Source organism: Ilumatobacter sp., assembly GCF_046290335.1.
GTDB lineage: Bacteria > Actinomycetota > Acidimicrobiia > Acidimicrobiales > Ilumatobacteraceae > Ilumatobacter_A.
Genome location: NZ_JBKAGH010000001.1, coordinates 1 through 16,730, shown reverse-complemented (window position 1 = coordinate 16,730; position 16,730 = coordinate 1). Strand labels below are relative to the sequence as shown.

General features: G+C 68.0%; 9 protein-coding genes. 2 read left to right on the top strand and 7 right to left on the bottom strand.

Annotated features, from left to right (window positions below):
- Positions 1-10: 10 nt before the first annotated feature.
- Positions 11-7,330 carry a carboxypeptidase regulatory-like domain-containing protein gene (locus tag ACE37B_RS00045; RefSeq protein WP_409921239.1) on the top strand — a complete coding sequence of 2,440 codons (7,320 nt, stop codon included), beginning with the start codon at positions 11-13 and terminating at the stop codon, positions 7,328-7,330.
- 124 nt (positions 7,331-7,454) lie between these two features.
- Here the strand turns inward: ACE37B_RS00045 and ACE37B_RS00040 are convergent, their stop codons facing one another.
- The 7 genes from ACE37B_RS00040 to ACE37B_RS00010 are packed head-to-tail and all read right to left on the bottom strand — an operon-like array spanning position 7,455 to position 14,296.
- A complete protein-coding gene (locus ACE37B_RS00040; RefSeq protein WP_409921238.1) occupies positions 7,455-7,898 on the bottom strand; it encodes a hypothetical protein in 444 nt (147 codons plus the stop codon).
- A complete protein-coding gene (locus tag ACE37B_RS00035) occupies positions 7,891-8,652 on the bottom strand; it encodes a phage tail protein (protein ID WP_409921237.1) in 762 nt (253 codons plus the stop codon). The genes ACE37B_RS00040 and ACE37B_RS00035 overlap by 8 nt, the downstream gene beginning before the upstream one ends.
- 30 nt (positions 8,653-8,682) lie before the next feature.
- Positions 8,683-10,647 carry a putative baseplate assembly protein gene (locus ACE37B_RS00030; RefSeq protein ID WP_409921236.1) on the bottom strand — a complete coding sequence of 655 codons (1,965 nt, stop codon included), beginning with the start codon at positions 10,645-10,647 and terminating at the stop codon, positions 8,683-8,685.
- A complete protein-coding gene (locus ACE37B_RS00025) occupies positions 10,647-11,069 on the bottom strand; it encodes a GPW/gp25 family protein (protein WP_409921235.1) in 423 nt (140 codons plus the stop codon). Before ACE37B_RS00025 ends, ACE37B_RS00030 begins: the two co-directional genes overlap by 1 nt.
- Positions 11,069-12,847: a phage baseplate assembly protein V gene (locus tag ACE37B_RS00020; RefSeq protein WP_409921234.1), complete on the bottom strand. Its 1,779-nt coding sequence runs from the start codon at positions 12,845-12,847 to the stop codon at positions 11,069-11,071. Before ACE37B_RS00020 ends, ACE37B_RS00025 begins: the two co-directional genes overlap by 1 nt.
- A gap of 4 nt (positions 12,848-12,851) precedes the next feature.
- Positions 12,852-13,514 (bottom strand): CIS tube protein, encoded by a 663-nt coding sequence (locus tag ACE37B_RS00015; protein WP_409921233.1) that lies wholly within the window; start codon positions 13,512-13,514, stop codon positions 12,852-12,854.
- Positions 13,514-14,296, bottom strand: a complete 783-nt coding sequence (locus tag ACE37B_RS00010) for a DUF4157 domain-containing protein (protein ID WP_409921232.1) — start codon at positions 14,294-14,296, stop codon at positions 13,514-13,516. Before ACE37B_RS00010 ends, ACE37B_RS00015 begins: the two co-directional genes overlap by 1 nt.
- Between ACE37B_RS00010 and ACE37B_RS00005 the strand changes: the two genes are divergently transcribed.
- Positions 14,295-15,032: a hypothetical protein gene (locus ACE37B_RS00005; RefSeq protein ID WP_409921231.1), complete on the top strand. Its 738-nt coding sequence runs from the start codon at positions 14,295-14,297 to the stop codon at positions 15,030-15,032. The genes ACE37B_RS00010 and ACE37B_RS00005 overlap by 2 nt on opposite strands.
- Positions 15,033-16,730: the final 1,698 nt, after the last annotated feature.

Below are 16,730 nucleotides of genomic sequence, written 5' to 3'. Positions count from 1 at the left end.
GGTGCCGCCGATGAGTTTCACGATCGAGAACCTGACGCCCGTCATCGACGCCACGCCGGGCGCGGTGGCCCTCGGCCGCCTCACGATCCACAACTCGACGAACACCGACGCGGACTTCACCGTTCGTATCGTCGGACTCGACGGCGGCGACGGCGGCGCGGAGATCGACGACGCCACGCGCATCGCGGTGCCGGCCAACACGTCCGTCGACTGCTCGGTCCCGGTCGCCGTGCCGATCGATCTCGCCACCGGCCAGCACGCAGCTGCGTTCCAGGCCACCTCGAGTCGACCCACCGACCGTCCGCTCCTCGCCCCGTTCACGGTGTCGGTGGAGTCCGTCGAGCAACTGAACCTGGTGGTGGAGCCGGCGACCATTCGTGGTCGTCGGCGCAGCAAGTTCCTCCTGGGCGTCGGCAACGGTGAGCCCACCCCGGTGGCGTTCACCCTCGAAGGCGACGCCACCGACGTCACCGTCCGCTTCAAGACCGCCGCCTTCAAGCTCCTTCCCGGCCAACGCGCCACGACGCGGGCCAAGGTCCGGGGACCTCGCCACCTGGTCGGCGAACCGATCCAGCACAACCTCGTGATCGCGGCGCGCGGCAAGGCCTCCGCGACGACGATCACCGCTCCGTTCATCCAGCGGCCGTTCTTCGCCCGCAAGCTGCGCGCGGTCGTCGCCGCACTTGCCGTGATCGCTCTCTGGCTCGGGGCCATCGGCGGCGTGGCACTGTGGGTCGCCGACCGCAACGACGGCGGGCTCGTCGACTCGACGCTCGCAGGCGACGGTGCCGCGCTCGTCCGCCTCGTCGACGCCAACGGCGACGTCCTCGCCAACGGCCCCTACACGGTGCAAGCCGACGGATCGGTGGTCGATGCCGACGGCAATCCCGTCGACGGGTTCGCGGTCGACGCGAACGGCAACGTCGTCGACGACGACGGCAACCCGGTCAACGGCGTGTTCGTCGACGACTCCGGCACGCTCGTCGACGAGAACGGCACCCCGATCGGCCTCCCCGGAGGCGGTGGGGCAGGCGCCGGCGGCACCGGCGGCGCAGGAGACGCAGCCGCGGCCGGCGACGACGATCCCGCCGATCCCGGCGCCTCGGTGCCGACCTCGACGGTCCTGCGCGGCACGGTCTCCGCCGAGAACACCGCGGATCTATCCGATGTCTCGGTGATCCTCACCGCGCTCGATCTCGGCGCCGCTCCCCCGCCCGATGCGACCGTGATCGATCCCCCGGCTCCCTCGGAGAGCGAGGCTCCCCCTTCCCAGACCTCTGCCGGGAAGGTCTGGTCGGCCCGCCAGGCGCCCATCGCTGCGACCTTCGGCGATGTCCGCCAGACCGAGTCGGTCGCGCCGCTGACCGCGACGCCGGGTGTCGACGGGTTGTGGATGATCCCCGACGTCCCCTTGCGACGAACGTACGAGCTCATCTTCGCCAAGGCCGGCTACGACACCCAGCGCTTCGTGATCGCACCGCCCGACGACGGGTCTCCCGTCGAGATCGACGTCACGCTGCTGCCGGCGTCCGGCGTGATCTCCGGTCGCGTCGTGAGTGGCGGCAGCCCGCTCGGTGGCGTCGAGATCGAGATCTCCGACGGCAACCTCGTCTTCACGACCACCTCCCAGACCGACGGCGACGTCGGTGCCTTCGCCTTCGGCGCCATCAGCACGCCGGGCATCTACACGCTGACCGCGGCGCGAGCCGGGTTCGGCACTGAAGTGTTGCAGCTCCCGATGGACGCCGGTCAGGAACGCACCGACGTCGCGGTGCAGATGAGCGCCGGCGTCGGCACCGTGTCGGGCAGCATCGTCGACGAGCGCGCCCGGCCCGTTCCCGGTGCCGTCGTCACCGCGTCGAACGGTGACATCACGCGCACCACCAACAGCTTGACCGACGGCCGGATCGGGTTCTACAGCATCCCGCAGCTCGACGTGCCCTCGACGTACATCATCACCGTCGAGGCGCCTGGATTCCTGCCGCAGACGCGACGTGTGCCGATGGGAGGTTCGATCGACGGGGTCGGCTTCGAACTCGTCAACACGACGAGTCGCCTGACCGGCGTGGTGTCGAGTGCCGGCGGAGGCGGGATCGCCGCGGCGGGGGTCACCCTGTCCAACGCCGACCTGCAGTTCGATGTGGCGACATCGGCCACGCCGACCCGCGGCGCCTACGCGGTCGACGACCTCCCGCCCGGCAACTACACCGTGACGTTCGATCACTTCCGCCACCGGAGCGTCACGGAGTTCATCACGATCGTCGAAGGTGTCGACCCGCCGCCGCTCGACGTCACGTTGCCGACGCGTCCGCTGACGATCGACGCCGGAACGGGCTCGCTCGTCGTCGAGGTGATCGATCCCAACGCCGAGGACGCGGGCGCTCGCGAGATCGAAGGCGCCACGATCCGACTCGTCGAGACGCGGACCGGCCAGGAGCGATATCGGATCGACGACGCTCCCTCGTTCACCACCGAGTTCTCCGACGTGATCGTGGGGACCTACACCATCCTCGTCTCGGCTCCTGGGTTCAACGACGCTGCGCCGCGTCAGGTGTCGATCGGGCAATCGCAGGAGCGCCGCACGATCGAGATGCTCGCGTTCGGTGCGGCAACGGGATCGATGATCGATTCGATCACCGGCGAGGTGGTTCGCGGCTACACGGTCCGGTTCTTCGAGCAGGACACCAGCGGCGGCGCCGAGCGGGAGATCCGCCAAGCCGAGGTGAACGTCCCGGCGTCGTCACCGACCGGCGTCTGGGCCACGGTTCCACGGGTGCTTCCGGCCGGCATCTACCGCATCGAGGTCTCCGGGGCGGCGGGTTACCGCGAACCGACGTCGCAGCAACTCGACCCGGATCTTCCCGCGATGCAGTTCCGCGTGCTGCCGTTACTCGACCAGGCGACCGAGATCCCGGTGCTCGTCGCCGACCGCTTTCCCGACATCTCCGGACGCGTCTACGAACCGCGACTCGTCGCCGGGACGCGCACCGAATTCGATCCGATCGACGACGCGTCGCTGACGGTCACCATGGCGTGCAACGGCGGACCAGCGGTCGACGTGCCGACCTCCGACGAGTTCGGCGTCCAGGGCGGCGGCGAGCTCGACTCGTTCTTCCTGCCGCGTCAGGCGGTCGACGCCAACAACCTGATCGGCGCCTGCGAACTCGAGTTCGCCGCCACCGGCTACGTCACCCAGACCGTGCCCGTCCCGAACGTGGTCGTGAGCAACGGCGTCACGCTGTCGGACCGTGTCGTGAACGCGGCGCTCGTCCAGCCGGTCGACACGTTCGGCGGACGCGTCTTCTGGGTCGACGATCGCTTCGCGACCGAACTCCCCCTCGTCGGCGTCGACATCGCCGCCGACGCCATCACCTCGATGACCCCGACCGACGCCGGGCCGCCACCCCCCGGCCAGGTCCCCAGCACCGCAACGACGACCATCACCGCTCGATCGGGAACCGGAGGTACCTGGACGCTCGACGGACAGATCTTCGGTCCCGCTCGCTACACGTTCACCGAGCCAGGGTTCGCGCCCGGCCAGATCGACGTGGTGATCGACGAGAGCCGCAACCGCACCGTCACGCCCGTCGGCGGCGTCAACCTCACCCAGGTCGGTTCGACGTTCGACGTCGAGCTCGAGCCGCCGAACGACGGCGCGATCATCGGCCGGGTCCAGCTCGTCACGATCGACACGCCCGCCTTCGACGATGTCGGTGTCGATGCGACCGACCCGTTCGGCAACACGACCACCGACGACCCCGCCGATCCCCGCTGCAGCGATCCGTCGAGCGGTCTGTGCGTCGTGCGCACCGGCGGCGACTTCGTCGTCGAGTCCGCGCCGGCCGGCACGTGGACCACCGACTTCACGGCTCCACCCAACCACGTCCTGTTCAACGGCGCACCCGGCTCCGTCGAACAACTCGTCGGCCCCGCCGAGCGGCGGGCGGGCTTCGACACGAGCTTCGTCGAACTCGGACGCCTCGACGTGACCGCCTTCGACTCGGTGTCAGGGGACGAGATCACGACCGGAGCAACCCTGCGTCTGTCCGGCGGGGTGAACCTCGACGAGACCTTCACGGCCGGTGCCGGTCCCGACGGCAACCGGTACTCCCTCGACGGCATCCCGGTGCACCCGACGAACCCGCTGAACATCGCCACCGACTACACGCTCGAAGTCATCATCGCCGGGTACGACTCGTCGGCAGCCCAGGTCCGTGTCGACGGCAACATCATCGGCTCGAACGCGACGGGCATCCCACTGGGATTCCGCGCCGGCGCGAAGCCACAGATCGAGGTCCGGCTGCCACAGTTCGGGTCGATCGTCGCCTCCGCCGTCGGGCAGACCGAGCCGAGCGGACCGCCGACGGAGGCCCTCGTGCTCGATCCGGTGACCGGCCCGGCACTCGACGTCACGGTCGTTCTGGTGTCTCAGAACGGCACGCCGGTGCCCGGGTTCGATCCGGCCACCATGCTCGTCGAACCCTTCGGTGTCGATCAGTTCCAGGTGACCGGACCGCCGGGCTACTACCGCATCACGGTCGGCCACGAGGAGTACCTGCCCACCCCGACGGCGCTGCCCAGCGACAACTGCATCACCGCCTTCGCCGATCCGAACCCGTGTCCACCCGCGCCGTTCGTACCGGGCGTGTACCGCCTCCGCAACGCGAACGCGAACGTGCTGACGGGCCAGTTCGTGCTGCAGCTGCGGCCGAGCTCGGTACGCATCGAGACCGTCGACTCGCTGGCGACCGGCACGCCGGTGACCACCGCGCAGTACACGCTGACGCGTCCCGGTCTCACGCCCGACATCACCGGCGCGGTCACCGGCGGCGACATCACGCTTCCCGACATCCTGCCCGGCACGTACCGACTCGAGGTCCGCAGCTTCGATCCGCTCGCTCCAGGCGTCGACGACGCCTTCCCCGTCATCACCGACATCGTCGTCCGTCGCAGCACGGCCGCGACGCCGGCGTTGACGTCCGTCCGGGCTCCGCTGCCGGCGATCGGTGCCTCGATCACCGGCGACGTCGCCGCACGCAACAGCGCCGGAGGGCCGGTACCGCTCCCGACGATCACGATCGACCGCGACTTCGTCGAGCCACAGATCGACGTCGACGGCACCCTCGAGGACAACGACTTCACCGGCGAACCCGGCATCCCCGGCGACGGCCCGTCGGCCACCGTGCCGGGCGCGACGAGCGACGTAGCGACGTTCAACATCGTCGGGCTCGCCACCGGCTCCCACACTCTCACGTTCGACGAACCGGCCGGCTACACCGCCACGTTCGACGACGACCCCGCCGACCCCGCCAAGACGAAGGTGGTCGACATCGTCACCGCCGCCGGGCCGACACCGGTACCGGGCGGCACGCTCGTCTACACCGTCGACGACATCACGAGCGTCACGGCGACGATCCAGGGGGCGGACACGCGCGAGGTGTTCCCGAACCTCGTTGCCACGTTGGTCCCGCCGGGATCGACGTGCGCCGACGGTGGCACCGTCGGGACCAGCATCGTCAACGCGAACTCGGTCACCGTCACCTTCGCCAACGTCCCACCCCACCGCGACGCGTACACGCTGTGCACCACCGACGACCTGCACACCGACTTCACTTCGCAACCGCTCATCGTGCCGGTGGTCGAGCGAGACGTGAACGATCTCAGCACCCACTTCCTCGGGACGTTCTCCCCCACCGCCGAGGTCGCCCGCATCGAAGGCGAGCTGACGCAACTCGACAACGGCACCGTGACGCCACTCGTCAACCCGGCGACGCTGACGCTGCTCGACGCGTCGCTCCAAGTCGTGGCAACCGTCGACGATCCAGGCCCCAGCTATCTGATCGACGTCCCGGCGGCGAGCGGTTCGTACACCGTGCGACTGTCGAAACCCGGGTACGCACCGACCGAGGGTGTGCTCAGCCTGTTCCAGGGTCGCACGGTTCGTCAAGACCTCGAAGTCGTCGACCTCGTCAGCTTCTCGGTGACGATCACGAACGATCCGGTGCCGGTCGGGACGACGGTCACGATCGTGCGAACCAACGGCCAGGTCTTCCCGACCACCCAAGCGGGTTCGCTCTTCACCGCACAGGTGCCTGCTGGCAGCTACCGCATCGAAGCGCGGATCAACGGCACCAACGTGGTCGCGGTCGAGCCGCCCAACGGTTCGATCACCGCGTCGGCGGGCACCACGGTGACCCGCTCGATCGAGCTGCCCCGAACGTTGACCGTGAACGTCACCGGCGCCAACAACAACACGACCGTGCGCGTCTTCAGCGGCGCCACCCAAGTGGCCTCCAGGACGCTGACCTCCAACGCATCGAGCAAGACGTTCACGTTCCTGACCGGTCCTGGCGCCGACGCGATCCCCGCCGAAGGCGCACTCACGCTGCTCGTGACCGACAACGGACGGCGCCCCGTCGGCGCCGCAGTGCCCGCCGGGTACGAACCCTCGGTCGGGGTCAACCTGCTGCGCCTCGTCGATGTCGAAGGACGCGTCTCGATCGGCGGCACGCCGGTCGGTGGCGGAGTCACGGTCACGGCGTCGGCGCCCGGATTCACCAGCGTCACCGACGACACCAGCGGCGGCGGCGCCAGCGTTCGAGGGTTCTACGACATTCCGAACCTCGGCATCGCCGCAGATGCCAGCACCGTCACCTGGACGCTCTCCGTGGACGAGATCGGGCTGGGGAGCGGATCCACGACCCTCGACATCTCCTCCGGGGCACCGCCGGCGTCGGTGACCGGACAGGACATCACACTGACGCCGGCGCTGATCCCGGTCAACATCACCGTCGTCGACAGTCGGGACGACACGCCGATCGTCGGTGCGTCGGTCACGCTCGGCGCGGCCACGGCGACGACGGGGCCCACCGGCGTCGCGACCTTCGACATGCCGGAGAACGCCAACAGCGCTGCCCGTACGTACTCCGCCAGCGCCACCGACTTCGTGTCGAGCGGCACGACGAGCTTGCCCGCCATCACCGGCAACCGCAATGCCCGCGACGTCACGGTGTCCCTCGACGTGCAACGGGTGACGGTTCGGTTCGAGGTCCGAGGCACGCCCAGCAACGATCTCGTCGAGGACGCCATCGTCGTGCTGACCGGATTCGGCTCCGACGACACGAACTCGAGTGGCATCGCGAGCTTCTCGAATGTGCCCGTCGACGCCGGGCCGGTGGCCTACACGGTCACGGGACCGGCAACGTTCGGCTCGGCCTCCGGAACGTTGAGCGACATCCGAACGGTGCCCGACCCGGTCGCGGTGCAGATCAGCGATCCACCGCCACCGCCGCCGCCACCGCCGCCCACCAGCACGACCACGATTCCGTGATCGCTGCAACACCGGACACGGAACGCTGACCCGTCGACGCGATTCGTCGACGCGATTGGCGACGATGGCTGGACGGACCGTGGCCAGCAGGGCTGCGCTCGTCCGGTGAGCGCCGAGGCGACGATCAGTTCAGGTTCTCGTAGATGATCGGCACGATCACCGTCGCAGCGAGCGCACCGCCCAGCAGCCACCAGGTCCACCAGGGAGCGACCGGCGCAGGCTCGAGCGGTACGTACGCGACGGGTTCCGGTTCGGGCTCGGGGGCGGGCGGCGGCGGTGGCAAGGGAGCTGGGGCGAGGTCGGCGTCGCAGCGCGTGCAGTGCGTTTCCGACAGCGAGTTCAGTTCGCCACAACTCGGGCAGATCCGACTTCCGACACGCCGTCGGCCTCCTGCGCCCGGGAGGCGCCGCAACGTCGCCGCGCTGTTGCCGCCCGGGGTCGTGATCGGTACCGATGACGGCGCCCAGAACAACGGATAGTCGCACTGTCGACAGAACTCGTCGGCGGCGCGCCGCACGGCCAACAACTCGGTCGTGGTCCCGCATTCGGGGCAGGTGATCTCAGCCATCGTCGGGCTCTCCCTCGCGTCGCATCGCCGGGTCGTTCACGTCGCCGATCGGTCCGTGTGTCGTCCCCGGCGGGGTCACCGCATCTCCACCCGGGCGACGCGTCGTCGAGTCCTGCGGGAGTCGCATCTCGCTCGACGCCTCGACCGCACTCGTCGACGCGCCAGCTGATCCGCCCGCCGACACGGCGCCCGCTGTCACGGTGCCCGCCTGATGTCCGGCGCTCGCCATCGCTGTTGTCGAACGTGGCCAGACGTGATCGGCACCGATCCACAGGTCGAAGGTGACGGTGGCCGGAAGCTCGGCTCGTACGATCCGCAGCAGATCCTCGACCTTGTTCCACCCTGCGGAACCGACGTCGAGTCGGACGTGAGGCGGCCCGCCGGGAGCTTCCTCCTTCGGGAACACGCCTCCCGTGTCGTGCACCTCGACGGGCCCACCCGTCAACAACTCGAGCAGCTTACGGAGACCGATCTTGGTACCGCGCCACTGGATCAGGTCGGCGTACGCGAGGACGATCTGTCGCTGCAGCCGATCGTCGAGTGACGAATCGACCCAGTCGACTCCGAACCACTCCGCCATCTGACGGACCATGTTGTCCGGCGCGACCGTCGGATCGAAGACGTGTTCGAGGTTGTCGACCTGGTCGAGCACCGTGTCGGCCATCCGTTGGAAGATCGTGACGAAGCGCACGAAGAAGTCGTCGTCGGTCATGCCGACGGGGAGCTGCCACAGCAGCCAGTCGTCACGTCGCATCGAGCCACACTCCGAAAAAGCCAGGGACCGTCATTGGACGACCACGTGGTGGTTGGTCGACAAGAACAGCGAGTCCGGCGCCAACTTCACCAGTTCCTTGCCGAAGCCCATGCGCTCGTGATTGCGTAAGTCGTATTCGAAGAACAAGACCTCGTCGACCTTCTCGACGCCCTCGACCGCTTCGAGCACCTGGAAGATGTTGGCCGAGTTGAGGTCGGTGTCGAATGCCCAACCGTGACGGTCGGAGCCACCGGTGATCGGGTTGATGTAGTCGTACAACGCTCGTTGCGCTCGATCGCGTACCAGCGACGCCGGACGTCCGGGTTGTGCCGTCAACAGGCTGGCGACGGTCACCCCCTGGTAGTAGGGCGTCCCGATCTCGATCGTGCTGCCGAGCACCCGGCGCTCGTCGAGATACCCGGCGATACGAGCGATCATGTCGTCGGGCAGAGCGAAGTCGTCGAGCACCAGCATCTCGGCTCGCTGCTTCACGTGTGGCACGACGAACAGGCGCACCGGGTCACCGGGCTGCTCCGGGGCGAGGCACCGGACGCGAGCCACCCGACTGTCAGCCTCTCCTGCGAGCCGCTCGAAGTCGGACACGGTCACCGCCCGCCCGCCGGCACGGACCGATTGCGGCCCACGTCGCTTGGCGTTCTCGACCGTTTCCGCGTCGACGCCACCGGTTGCGGGAACGAGGTTCGACACGCCGCTGACATAGGGAATCGCGCTGCGCATGCCCGTGAGGGTGCCGACACCAACGTTGCCGAGCGCTCCCCCGCCGGTTCGATAGCTGGTCAGTCGCAGCCGTGCTCCTTCGGGCGGAATGGTGCCGTGGTGTCGCACCGATCCATCGGGATAACGGATGACCGGCCCGAACGTGATCTTGCCGGTCGACGAATCCCACATGTAGTGGAGATCATTCGGCCCGGAGTCGACGAAATCGTTCACCTCGACCCATTCCGTGGTCGCCAGCGGCGTCGACACCTCCAGCACCTCGTGGCCGTCGCGCGGCAGCACCGGTCGTCGACTCACCTCGAACACCTGGTTCGGCTTGCCCGTACTCGTGCCGAGGAACTCGTCGTCGATGCGCTCGCTGTGTTCGGCTTCGACCGTCATGCCGATCGCTGCAGCGGTGACGCGCCGAATCTGTGGCGAGGCTCGATACGCAGCCTGACCCGGGGCGGGTTCGATCAAGCGCGCCCGCAGCCAATGGGCCCTCACACCACCGAGGGTCAGCGGCTGGTGATCGCTGCGAATCAACAACAAGACATGGCCGTTGCGGTTCAGACCGCCGGTCGAATCCGCGACCTCCCCCTCGCCAGGCAGGTCCGGCACACTCGCTCGGACCCAGCCTTCGCCCTGCCAGACCTCCCAGACGAGCGGTGGCCGATCAGGGTTGACTCCGATGCCTTCTACCGTCGCCTCGATCCCCAGCCGGATCGCGTTACCCTTCAGCGACTGCTCGAAGCCGAGATAGAACGCATCACCCGGAGTGAGCGGAGTTCGGGGAAAGCAGGTGACGTTCTCCAGACCGAGCGACAGCGATCCCCACACGTTGGTGTAGCGATCGGGGCCGTCAGATGTCAACGCCGAGACGAGTACGGGTTGGACGGCCGCAACGGTCTCCATCGTGGTGAACACGCGAGGTTCGCCGACCGTGCCGAGCGTCGTCACCTCGGTGCCCTGCGGGACCTCGATACCAGCGCTCGTCGCTCCGCTCAGCCAAAACGTCAGCTCGGTGCGCGCTGCGCTGGCAGGGAACTGCTCGAATCCCAACAAGTTGAGCATGCGCGTGTAGAACGTGTCGGGCACCTGATTCAGCCGGAACAGCGTCATCTCGGTCATCCACGCGAACAGCTCGATCAGCGCGACACCCGGATCCGACAGGTTGTGGTTCGTCCACTCCGGGCACAGCTGCGGGATCATCCGCTTGGCTTCGTCGACGAGATCTTGGAATTTGCGATCGTCCAGATTGGTCACCGGCAGGCTCATCAGTCGTCCTCTCTCGGGATCACGTAGAACGGATACACGAGGTTGCGTCGGTCGTTGGTCGTGCGCACGGTGTAGTCGACATGGATGAAGACCTCGCCGTCGTTGTGGCCGCTCGAATCGAGACGAACGTCATCGAGTTCCACTCTCGGCTCCCAGCGGCCGATCGCTTCCTTGACGGCTTCGCCCATCAGACCGAGCGTGTTCGCGTTGATCGGCTCGAAGAGCATCTCCCAGATGCGGCACCCGAAGTCCGGTCGCATCAGGCGTTCTCCCGGAGCGGTCGTGAGCACCATCCTGATCGCCGAGTCGATGTCGGCGACCCCGGAGGTCATCGCGATCGCGCCGGATTGGTCGACGCGCAGCGGAAAGGAGATGCCGCGACCGATGAAGTCGGAGGGCTCGTGGGCGTAGGGCTCGGACATCAGTTGATCCTCACCATCCCGCCCTTGATCTCGGTCACGGTCCCGCCGTCGATCTTGGTGGTGGCCTTGCCCTTCGCCTCCAACTGCGCGCCCGACATCGTCAGGCCCTGCTTGGCGTCGATCTTCACGTTCGCACCCGACAATGCGAGGTCACCCTTCGCGTCGATCGTGATCTTCTGCCCTGACACCGTGATGTCACCGCTGTCGGTGAGCTCGATCGTCGCCTTGCCGTTGGTGACCTTGATCGGCTTCTTGTCGCTGGTGATCTCGATCTTCGTCTGGCCGAGCGTCAGCACCGTCTTCGTATCACCGGTCGACACGCGCACGAACAGTTCCTCGGCGCTGTCGCCGTCCGAGAACTCGAGCAGATGACCGGTGCGTGACGTCATCGAACGCGACATCACCTTGCCGTCTTTCACACCCTGCGGGATCGACGGCGCCTTGTTCTTGCCGTTCCAGAGCCCACCGAGCACATAGGGTCGCTGCACATCTCCGTTCTCGAACGCGATGGCGACTTCGTCTCCGATCTCGGGCAGCGTCAGCGAGCCTCGTTCGGGACCCGCCCCGGGTGAGATGACCCGAGCCCAGTGCGAGACGTTGTCACCCGACATCACTGGCAACCGGACCTTCACCCGAGCCAGCCGATCCGGGTCGTTGGTGTCGGTGACCTCGCCGATCGACACACCCTGCGTGAGACGCTCTCGACTCGTCGCCGCTTGAGGCCCGAAGAGATCGACCAGCGTCGTCGGGTCCAACGCCCCGAAGGTGAACCGCGTGATGAACGGTTGCGATCGACCGAACACGTGCTCGACGCCGGTCAAGTAGTACTTGCCGTTCCATTGTGGATCGAGATCGTCGATCTCGACGATCGCACCGGGCGTCAGCTTCGAGTTCACGTCGGTCTCACCGCGGCCGGTGAGCTTGGCGGACTCGAGTCGAGCGGTGATGCCTTCGGCGATGCGCTTCGCTTCTTCCGACGTCGAGATAGCGATCGGCCAGGCCACGGCATTCTTGCCGGGCAGGGTTCCCTTGACGGCGCTCGTGGCGATCGGCACGTCGTGACCGGTCATCACTCCCCGTGACGTCACACTGTGGCTCACGAAATCCTGCTGTCTCGGGTCCCACCCTCGCACGTCGACGGTCGACGCCTGCTCCATCCCATTGACCCGGCCGACGAAACGACGCAGATCGGTCGCACCGGACAGCTTGGCCACCGGGCCCGAAGACGCACGACGGCGGACCGTCAGTTTCTCGCCGGAGACAAACCATTCGCAGCCGAACGCTCTCGTGAGATCGGTCAGGAACTGGTGCGGTGTTCCCGTCTGCTGGATGTGAGGAAACGCTTGGGATGCGACCTGACCGTCGACCGTCGACGACAAACCTGCATCGCTCGCGATCTTGGTGACGAGATCTCCGAAGGTCGTGTTGAGATGCGACGTGGTGTCCGTTCGACTCCCGAGGAGATAGGACGAGTCGTACGCGCCGATGATGATGCGGTCGCTGCGCTTGGAGATGTCGATACCCACCGACATCACCTCACCGCTGAACACCTCGGCGGCGTCTGCATCACCTTCGACGGCCAGCACCACCAACATCGACCCGACCTTCGGCGCAGGCGACAACGTGACCGAGCGATCGAAGTGGAGTTCGGCGTACCCGGCAGCGCCGGTCGTCAGCGACACGCGCAGGTCGACCAGCGCATCGGACCCAGCGGCCGACATCGTGGTGCCATCGATCTGGATGACCGGGGCACCGGTGGTCTGCGTGGCTCCTGACATGTCGTCACCGACCTCGCTCCGGGATCGCCAACAGGCGCCCCGGCTTCAGGTCGAGCGGGTCCGCGATGCCGTTGAGTTGCGCGATGTCTCGCCAACGGGTGGGGTCACCGAAGTACCGGCCCGCGATCCGGTCGAGTGTTTCGCCGACCTGCACCTGATGGGTGCGTTTTGGGTTCGGCGTACCCGACGTCGGGTTCTGCGGACCCCAGTTCGCATCCGGCTCGTACTGTTCGAGGCTCAACTCGACGTTGGCCCGCAACGGCAGGCCCTCGTTGGAGAAGTACGTGAACGTGACGTTGGTCGAACTGATGACGGCCTTGAACGAGTGCAGGTGCGTGCCCCAGTGGAACTTCACCCAGGGCGGCCGACCGTTGTTCTTCTCCGAGTCGTACCCGGCGAGTTTCTCGTCGACCTCCATCAGCTTGAGCAGCTTGTTGGTGTGCGCCGTGACGGCCTTGCCGGTGCCGGTCGTATCGAACACGAGGCTCAACGAAAAGGACCCGCCCGCACCGCCCGCATAGCGAAGCGACGGGGTGTTCTTGCCGGGGATCTGATCGGATTCCCAACGATTTTGGGTGGCGAACGCGAACGTCGTCGGGTTGAACATGCAGTCGATACGCCCGCCGCTCTCGACTTCGAGGTACGCCTTCTGGAGCTGTGATGCCATCAGAGTCCTTCCCAGAGTCGACCGCCGCGGCGTTCGAACTCGACGAGCATGCGATCTTCGAGCGCCGTGACGAGCCAGCCGAAGTTGCGTTCCAACTGTTCGGCGAACCATTCTCTCGCCTCGGGTGAGGTTTGGAGTTGGCCGATCAGGCTCAGTTCGCCACGGCCATCCCGAGACGGGACCGGAGGCGGGCTCGACGACAAACCGGACGGCGCCGCCGACGGCGCTGGCGGCGATTGAGCCAGCCGCTGAACGGTGCCCGACGTCGCAGAGCGCCCGGTGATCGACGCAGCCAACGCCGCTGCAGAGACGCCGCCGGACGAACCGCCGGACGAGTCGCTCGCCGCGCTGCGCCGGATGACGTCGGTCGAGCCGGAGCCTCCACCGGCCTGGAGTGCAGGCCCACCGGGACGCTGCAGCGTCGAGGCGGTCGGAGCGATCGGCGAGGTTGCCATCACCCTCGCCACTCGATCGGCGTGGCGCTCCTCGGCGCTGTCGTGTCCGTCGGCGAAGAAGCGAGCGACCGGCGACGGGTTCGCGACGTGCGTCAGTTCGTGCGCGATGACCTCGTTGATCCGATGCCCCGGTGTGGGGTCGGCGGCGAGGTGAATCACGTTGTCGGTGGTCGCTGCGACCTTGCCCACCTTGCGCAGCGCTCGCCGGGATGCCGTGTCGGAGGAGAGCAGCACCCGGCGCCCGCCGGTGATCGCGTCGGCCATCGGGCGGAACGGCATCGGCAATGGGGTCGGCGTTCGTCGAATCGTCTGCGACAACTCGGTCATGAATCGTTCCGCCACCGCATTGGTCTGGGCGGCCGCATTGGTCTGGGAACCTGCGTCGGTCCGGGCAGCACGGCGCTGTGCCGAGGCCTCGACCCTGGGCGCGTTCGACGACGCCCGATCGTGTCTCGTGACATCGTCGGTTGTCGACGAGCCCTCGATCATCGTTCGCTGCACGCTCGGCCGGGCGCGGCGTTCAGCCGCGCTTGCATCGACGCGTGCCCCCGCTCTTCCTGGTGGACGGATGCCGCTCGGCTGGCTCGGCAGCGCCGAGGTGGCGGTGTTGCTCGCGGGCGACACCGTGCGAGACGTGATCGGGTCCGCCGTGGCGGCCACAGGCCGAGCGCCGGTCGCCTTGGTGCGATCGAGCGCTCGTGCCAGGAGCCCGGGACCCGCGGCGACCGGTGAGGTCCGAGCCCGGCCGGGCCCGGGGCGGCCAACGCGAACGGAGTCACCTGCTGGATCCTCCGTCCTCGGCGACCTGCTCGATCCACTCCCGGAGGGCTTCGCCGACGAGAGCCAGGCATCGCCCGATGCGGCGCCCGAAGCCGACCCGTTCGCCGCTGATGTCGAGGCGACCGGCGCATCGACCCATCGGCGCTCGCGCTGCATCGCCGCCGACGGACGCACCACCGACGTCGTCGGGTTCGCGTCGATTTCGGCGAGAACGGTCGGAGCGGATTCGTGCGGTGCTGATCCTGCCGATGCCGATCGGGCTGGTGCCGGGGCTGCGGTCTGAGTCGCCTGAGCGCGTCCGGGAGCGGCCGAAGAAGCGACCATCGACGATCCCGGGGCGCGGCGGTTCGTTGGCTGCGCGGGGCGATCCGTGGTCCGTCGTTGGGCCACACGGTTGTCGGCGCGGGCCGATGCTGGGTGGGTGCGCCTGACGATCGGGCCGTCGGGGCGGATCACCGCGAGGTCGGCGCGATCGGGTCGATGGCTCCGCGACAGCGCACGCGGAAGGGTGACCCGGCGCTGCACCACTGCGGCACTTCCCGGGGCCCCGGGCAAGCGAACGAGTCTGTCGTCGAGCGCCGACCGCTGCAGTCGTCGATCGCTGTCGCTCGTCGCGATCGTGGCGTTGTTCGTTGCGTCCGTCGATGCGGTCGTTGCGACCGTCGATGCGGTCGTTGCGACCGTCGATGCGGTCGTTGCGTCCGTCGATGCGGTCGTTGCGTCCGTCCGCGGCGTATCGATCGGCGAGCGTCGAACGGCGCCATCGGATCGAGTCGGCACCTCGCGTGCGGCGGGTGATGGTCGGGCGAGCGTGCCGTCGCCAGCCTCCGATTCCTCACGTCGTCGCTCGAGCACAGCAATCGCCTTTGGCGACGGCGCAATGGTCGCAGCGTTGGACGTCTCGGCAGCGAACGGTGAGGTGGCCGAGGGTGCGTCGCCGGTGAGCCGATCGTGCCGAACACGAGCAGCCGGATCGACGAGCGCGGACGGGTTGGGCCGCGCGCCGGGATCCCGGACGGAGCCCTGCGTCGGCGACCCCGCCATGCGAGGATCGCTCGTGTCGACGTTCCGATCGCTCCGTCGGGCCGGTCCCCTCGACGATGACGATGACGGTGCCGAACGTGCCGGTGCCGGTGCCGAGGGAGAGGCAGAGGGAGAGGGAGAGGGAGAGGGAGATGATCCCTTCGACGGCGACCGGCGGACGGCACCATCTCGTGATCGATCCGGCGCAGATGCGCCGGGCGTCGTGTCGTCGCTGGGAGCGGACGTTGTGTCCGAGCCGGGCAGGAGGCCTTTCGCCTCGAGTGCCTGTCGCAACTCCTCCATCCGCTGTGCCGGACCAGCCGGGCGTTGGCGGGACGTCTGACGCGGACGGCCGGACGGCGATCCGGGCGTCGACGGAACAGCCGGCGCGGGCACGCCACCGGGCGACCGGCCGCGTTTCGTCGATGTCAGCGGCGTACCGGTGACGGCGGATTCCGGGCGCATCGAACGAGCGAATCGGCCGGGACCCGTGTTGGTGCCGGCGGCGGTGTCGCCGCGACCGCCGGATGCGACGCGGCCCTCGGCGCTCGACGTCGATTGCCCCCCGGTCGACGCCGGGGATGGCCGTGCCGCTGCTGGTGGCAGGGGCGAACGCTGTACACCTTTCGAGTCCGCGCCACCGTTCGAGTCCGAGGTCGTCGTCGAGCCGCGTGTCGCCGCGACCAGCATGCGCAGGTCGTCGAGCTTGGAGTCTCCGGACGGGATGAACCCTGATGGCGCAGGCGGCGCGGGCGAGAACGACTGCGCCGGGCGTGTGGTGTAGCCGACAGCGCTGCGTTCGATCACCTGGTCGGTCCAGCTCGGGGCGGCGAGGGTGCGCTGCAGCGCAGGTGTCGACACTCGATCCACACGTCGCTGCACCGCAGCCCGGGTGATGCGCCGGCTGGGGGTGATGCGCTCGCTGGGGGTGATGCGCTCGCTGGGGGTGATGCGCTCG